Genomic DNA, 6138 nt, shown 5'->3' with positions numbered 1-6138 from the left:
GGGCGGCTCGCCGTCAACGGCGAGCCGCCCGACTCCACGGTCAACTCTTGCTCAGGATCAGCGATTCCGCTTTTCCGGTCGCGTCTCGTCCTGCGGATCCACGAAGTGCTGGCCGCCACCGACGGCACCGGTCAGCTCGCCGTGGGCAGCCGCCGGGGCGAGCACGTCGTGCTCCCCGTGCGAGTGGGCCGCAGCCAGCTCGGCGGGCGTGACGGGCTCAATGCGGTCCTCGTAGAACATCTCCGAGAGGCGCTGGCGGATGCGGTCCGTGCGGTAGCCCTTGCGGCGCACACCGCGGGAGTCCTCCGCCGGCTCGATCTCGAGCGGGCGGATCGCGTCGTGCTGCACCCGCAGCCAGCGCTCGTGGGCGTCCAGCGGCTTGTGCACCTCGATGTACTCACCGCTCGCGAACCGCACGATACGGCCCGTCTCGTGGCCGTGGAGCACCAGCTCACGGTCCTTGCGCTGCAGCCCCAGGCAGATGCGCTTGGTGATGTAGAACGCGAACCACGGACCGAGGAAGAACAGGAAGCGGAACGTCCACGTGATGTCGTTGATCGACAGGTGGAAGTGGGTCGCGATGAGGTCGTTCGACCCGGCGAGCACCAGGATGAAGAACGCCACCAGCAGCGAGACACCGAACGCGGTGCGGAACGGGCGGTTGCGCGGGCGGTCGAGCACGTGGTGCTCCCGCTTGTCACCCGTCGCGAACGCCTCGACGAACGGGTACGCGGCCAGCAGCGTGAACAGGATCCCGGGCACGACCATCGCGGGGATGATGACGTTGAGCGGGATCGTGAACCCGGCGATGACGATCTCCGCCTGCCCCGGCATGAGTCGCAGCGAGCCCTCGAGGAACAGCATGTACCAGTCGGGCTGTGCGCCGGCCGACACGGGCGAGGGGTCGAACGGGCCGTAGTTCCACACCGGGTTGATCGCCATCGTGGCGCCCATGAGCGCGATGACGCCGAACACGATGAAGAAGTAGCCGCCGGCCTTCGCCGTGTAGATCGGGAACAGCGGGTAGCCGACGACGTTCGAGTTCTTGCGGCCCGAGCCCGGGTACTGCGTGTGCTTGTGCAGCACGACGAAGAACAGGTGCAGACCGATGAGCGCGAGGATCAGGCCCGGCACCAGCAGCACGTGCACCGTGAACAGGCGCGGGATCAGGTCCTGGCCCGGGAACTCGCCACCGAAGATGAAGTACGACATGTAGCTGCCGATGATCGGGATCGCCCGGACCACGCCGTCGGTGATGCGCAGGCCGTTGCCGGAGAGGACGTCGTCCGGCAGCGAGTAGCCCGAGAAGCCGGCGGCGAGCCCGAGGATCAGCAGCGTGAAGCCGACGACCCAGTTGAGCTCACGCGGCTTGCGGAAGGCGCCCGTGAAGAACACGCGCATCATGTGCGTGACGATCGCCGCCATGAAGATGAGCGCAGCCCAGTGGTGGATCTGCCGCATGAGCAGCCCGCCACGGACCTCGAACGACAGGCGCAGCGTCGAGGCGAACGCCTCCGACATCTCGACGCCCTTCATCGTCGCCCACGGTCCCTCGTACACCGTCTCGTTCATGCTCGGCACGAAGAACATCGTGAGGAACACGCCCGAGATCAGGATCGTGATGAAGCTGAAGAGCGCGATCTCGCCGAGGAGGAACGACCAGTGGTCGGGGAAGATCTTGCGGGCGAACGTCTTGACGGCGGTGCCGAGACCGGTCCGCTGGTCGAGGTAGTCCGCCGTGCCGGCCGCCGCGCGTGCCGTCCGGGTCGGGGTCGAGGTCGTCGTCGTCACTTGAGACGCTCCCAGAAGCTCGGGCCGATGGGCTCGTGGAAGTCGCTCTGCGCGACCAGGTAGCCCTCGTCGTCAACCGTGATCGGCAGCTGCGGCAGGGGCCGCTTCGCCGGTCCGAACACGACCTTCGCGCCGTCCGCCACGTCGAACGTCGACTGGTGGCACGGGCAGAGGAGGTGGTGGGTCTGCTGCTCGTAGAGCGCGACCGGACAACCCACGTGGGTGCAGATCTTCGAGTACGCCACGATCCCGTTGTAGGACCAGCCCTCGCGGTCCGGGGCCTCCTTGAGGTCCTCCGGGGCGAGCCGGACGAGCAGGACGACGGACTTCGCCTTCTCGTCGAGCGGGTGGGGCTTCTCGTGCAGGCCCTCGGGGATGACGTGGAAGACGGAGCCGATGGTGACGTCGGACGCCTTGATCGGCCGGCCGTCAGGGTCGGTCGTCAGCTTGAGGCCCTTGCGCCACATCGTGCGCTTGAACTTCGAGACGTCCCAGTCCTCGCCGATGTTGCCGATGAGCGGCAGCACGATCGAGAGCGGGAAGAGGGCGAGCGCACCGATCATCGAGACCTTGAGGACGCCTCGGCGGCCGATGGCCGAGTCCGCTGCGCCCTCCTTGAGGACCTCGACGGCCGCCTCGCGGGTCTCGTCGGTGCTGCGCTGCGCGTGGCGCTCCTCGGACTTCTCGTGGTCGTTCATCAGGGCCTTCGCCCAGTGCACGGCCGCGGTGCCGATGCCGAGCAGCGCGAACGCCATGCTCAGGCCGAGCGTGATGTTCGACCGGCGCATCGTCTCCGGCGACGTGCCCGGGGGGAACGCGAAGTACGCGACGATGAACGCGAGCGTGCCGAGGATCGAGATGGTGAACAGGAAGACGACCTGACGCTCGGCCTTCTTGTTCGCCTTCGGGTCGTTGTCCCCCAGACGCGGGTGGTGCTCCGGGTGGCCCGGGTCCTCGAACCGGTCGGGACCGGTCGTGTCGCGCAGTGCGACGTCGGTGGTGGCCTCGTGGCCGCTGTCGTGGTTGCTCACGAGGACTTCGCTCCGATCCACACTGCTGCGCCGATGAGCAGGCCGATGCCGACCACCCACGCCCACAGGCCTTCACTGACAGGTCCGAGACCACCGAGGGTCATGCCCCCGGGAGCCGTGTCGCCCTGCTGGTCGATGAACGCGATGATGTCGCGCTTGCCCTCGGGCGTGATGTTCGCGTCGTTGAAGACGGGCATCGACTGCGGGCCGGTCAGCATGGCCTCGTACAGGTGCCGCGGGGAGGTCTCCCACAGCTTCGGCGCGAACTTCCCCTGGGACAGCGCACCGCCCGCACCGACGGCGTTGTGGCACATCGCGCAGTTCGTGCGGAACAGGGCCATGCCGTTCGCGGGGTCGCCCAGCGCAGGGTCGACCTGCTCGTCCGTCGGGATCGCAGGGCCGACGCCGAGCGACGCGACGTAGGCCGCGAGCTGGCTGATCTGCTCGTCGTCGAACTGGACCGGCTTGGCCTCGATCTGCGGGCCGCTCATCTGCGCGGGCATGCGGCCGGTGCCGACCTGGAAGTCGACCGCTGCGGCGCCCACACCGATGAGCGACGGGCCGCTCTCGGTGCCGGACGCGGACGGCCCGTGGCAGGTCGCGCAGTTGGCCTGGAACAGCTTCTCGCCGGCCGCGATGTCGTCGGTGCTCGCCGTCACCGGCGCCGCGTCGGCCGATGCGGGTGCGAGCACCGCGTACAGGCCACCGGTGAGCAGCAGCGCCAGCAGGAGCAGCACGACCGGCGCACGCCGGTCTTGCCTGCGGGCTGCGAGTGCCTTCACGGATCGATCCTCGTCTCGCTCATGGGGGGTGGGGGCGGGTGCGCGGGCGACGATGCCCGCGCGGGTCACTTCAGCAGGTAGATGACCGCGAAGAGCGCGATCCAGACCACGTCGACGAAGTGCCAGTAGTACGACGTCACGATGGCGGTGGTGGCCTCGTGGTGGCCGAAGCGCTTGGCGGTGAAGGACCGGCCGAGCAGGAACAGGAAGGCGATGAGACCGCCGAGGACGTGCAGGCCGTGGAAGCCCGTCGTCAGGAAGAACACCGACCCGTACGGGCTCGAGGAGATCGTCAGGTTCTCGCTGACGAGCGCCGCGTACTCGTAGATCTGGCCGCCGATGAAGAACGCGCCCATGAGGTACGTGAGCGTCATCCACTCGTTCATGCCCCAGCGGTTCACCTGGAGCACGGAGCCGGTGCGCACCGGCTGGAAGCGCTCGGCGGCCCAGACGCCCATCTGGCACGTCACGGACGACAGCACCAGCACGGTGGTGTTGACCGACGCGAAGGCGATGTTGAGCTTCGCCGTCTGCACAGCCCACTCCTCGGGCACCGCTGCCCGGAGGGTGAAGTACATCGCGAAGAGGCCGGCGAAGAACATGAGCTCGCTGGCCAGCCAGACGATCGTCCCGACCGACACAGGGTTCGGACGGTTGACGCTCACGTGGGTGGCGGTGCGAGGGGCAGCCATGGCGGTCGACACGTTCGCCATTATGGCTGATGAGTGGTCCGCATGGGCCATAGGGCCCAGGTCGTGGCGAGCGTTAAATGTCACACCGTCAGGATCTGGGGGCCCGCGGCGGGGCAGGACGGCTGGTCAGGCCCGTCATTGAGCGGCAGAGCGGCCTTCACGGGGCCTCCATCGACCGCACACCGCCGGCGCACGGACGGTGGACCCGTCCAGACCGTCCCGACGCCGTGCTATGGCTGCTCCCGACCGGCTCCCGACCAGTTCCCGACCACGCGGCGGTAACCGCGCCGCGATCGTGGCCCGCCGTGCCAAGATTCCCCTCGGACGCACGTCGACGACGAGTGATGGGACGACCATGAGCACCGCGCAGCCCGACCGGACGACCGCCGCAAGCACCACCGGTCCGCGGATCCTGCTCTACAGCGACGACGTCGACACGCGCGCCGAGGTGCGCCTCGCCGTCGGGCGGCGCCTCGGCCGGGGCGAACCCGACATCGAGTGGGTCGAGGTCGCCACCGCGCCGGCCGCGATCACGACGACCGAGGCGGGGAACCTCGACCTGCTCATCCTCGACGGGGAGGCGGACAAGGTCGGCGGCATGGGCCTCGGGCGCCAGCTCAAGGACGAGGTCTACCGCTGCCCGCCCGTCCTCGTGCTGACCGGCCGGCCGCAGGACGCATGGCTGGCGTCCTGGTCGAACGCCGACGCCGCGGTGTCCCGCCCGCTCGACCCGATCGAGCTGCAGCGCGTCGTCGCCGAGCTCCTGGCGCGCCAGGGCGTCACCGGATGAGCGCCGCCACGACCTGGTCCGACCTGCTCACGGCGCTCGTCGCGCGCCAGGACCTGACAGCCGAGCAGACGTCCTGGGCGATGGACGAGATCATGCGCGGCGAGGCCACGCCGATCCGCGTCGCAGGCTTCCTCGTGGCGCTGCGTGCCAAGGGGGAGACGGTCGACGAGCTCACCGGGCTCGCCGACGCGATGCTCTCGCACGCCGTCCGCATCAGCGTCCCCGGCCGCACGGTCGACATCGTGGGCACCGGCGGGGACCGCGCGCACACCGTCAACATCTCCACCATGTCGGCGCTCGTCGTCGCCGGCGCCGGCCTGCGGGTCGTCAAGCACGGCAACCGGGCGGCCTCGTCGTCCTCCGGCTCCGCCGACGTCCTCGAGCAGCTCGGCATCCGGCTCGACCACCCGCCCGAGCGCGTCGCGGCGCTGGCCGACGAGGTCGGGATCACCTTCTGCTACGCCCAGGTGTTCCACCCCTCGATGCGGCACGCGGCCGCCGCGCGCGCCGGCCTCGGGATCGGCACGGTGTTCAACTTCCTGGGGCCGCTCACCAACCCGGCGCAACCCCAGTCAGGCGCCATCGGCGTCGCCGACCGCCGCATGGCCCCCCTCCTGGCGGGTGTGTTCGCTGGTCGCGGGACCGCCGCGCTCGTGTTCCGCGGGGAGGACGGCCTCGACGAGATCGCGCCCACCGGACCGACGCGGATCTGGGAGGTCCGCGCCGGCGAGGTGCGGGAGCACGTCGTCGACTGGACCGCCGAGCTCGGTGTGGGACACATCGACCTCGCCGAGCTGCGCGGGGCCGACGCCGCCTACAACGCGGACGTCGCGCGTCGCCTGCTCGACGGCGAGCACGGTGCCGTGCGCGAGACGGTCGTGCTCAACGCGGCCGCAGCGATCGTCGCGGACGCCTCGCTGCCCGGGCTCACCGAGGGCACGCTGCCCGACCGGCTGCGCGTCGCGGCCGACCTGGCCCGGCAGTCGCTCGACACCGGGGCTGCGGCCGACGTCCTCGCCCGGTGGCAGAAGGCCAGCGCCTGAGGCGCTGCC

The 6138-nt window shown here is 69.9% G+C and carries 6 protein-coding genes; 2 read left to right on the top strand and 4 right to left on the bottom strand.

From position 1 onward, the window contains the following. Positions 1 to 57: 57 nt before the first annotated feature. From qcrB to ctaE, 4 genes are all read right to left on the bottom strand, one after another. A complete protein-coding gene (gene qcrB / locus Cch01nite_RS06475) occupies positions 58 to 1791 on the bottom strand; it encodes a cytochrome bc1 complex cytochrome b subunit (RefSeq protein ID WP_203750060.1) in 1734 nt (577 codons plus the stop codon). Continuing rightward, positions 1788 to 2822: a cytochrome bc1 complex Rieske iron-sulfur subunit gene (gene qcrA / locus Cch01nite_RS06470; protein ID WP_203750057.1), complete on the bottom strand. Its 1035-nt coding sequence runs from the start codon at positions 2820 to 2822 to the stop codon at positions 1788 to 1790. Before qcrA ends, qcrB begins: the two co-directional genes overlap by 4 nt. Beyond that, positions 2819 to 3604 carry a cytochrome bc1 complex diheme cytochrome c subunit gene (gene qcrC, locus Cch01nite_RS06465; protein ID WP_203750054.1) on the bottom strand — a complete coding sequence of 262 codons (786 nt, stop codon included), beginning with the start codon at positions 3602 to 3604 and terminating at the stop codon, positions 2819 to 2821. Before qcrC ends, qcrA begins: the two co-directional genes overlap by 4 nt. A 65-nt stretch (positions 3605 to 3669) precedes the next feature. Next, the gene (gene ctaE / locus Cch01nite_RS06460) at positions 3670 to 4317 is read right to left on the bottom strand and encodes an aa3-type cytochrome oxidase subunit III (RefSeq protein WP_203750051.1); all 648 of its coding nucleotides are present in this window, start codon (positions 4315 to 4317) and stop codon (positions 3670 to 3672) included. Positions 4318 to 4651: 334 nt separating this feature from the next. On the opposite strand from ctaE, the gene Cch01nite_RS06455 reads away from it, so the two are divergent. Both Cch01nite_RS06455 and trpD read left to right on the top strand, forming a co-directional pair. Beyond that, on the top strand, positions 4652 to 5086 hold the full coding sequence (locus Cch01nite_RS06455) for a response regulator transcription factor (RefSeq protein WP_203750049.1): 435 nt from the start codon (positions 4652 to 4654) through the stop codon (positions 5084 to 5086). Beyond that, complete coding sequence (trpD, locus tag Cch01nite_RS06450) at positions 5083 to 6129, top strand: anthranilate phosphoribosyltransferase (RefSeq protein WP_203750046.1); 1047 nt, start codon at positions 5083 to 5085, stop codon at positions 6127 to 6129. The genes Cch01nite_RS06455 and trpD overlap by 4 nt, the downstream gene beginning before the upstream one ends. Positions 6130 to 6138 lie beyond the last annotated feature (9 nt).

The organism is Cellulomonas chitinilytica, assembly GCF_016862675.1.
Taxonomy (GTDB): Bacteria; Actinomycetota; Actinomycetes; order Actinomycetales; family Cellulomonadaceae; genus Cellulomonas; species Cellulomonas chitinilytica.
Note: the sequence above shows the minus strand (reverse complement) of the source record. Positions and strands in the feature narration are given on the sequence as shown.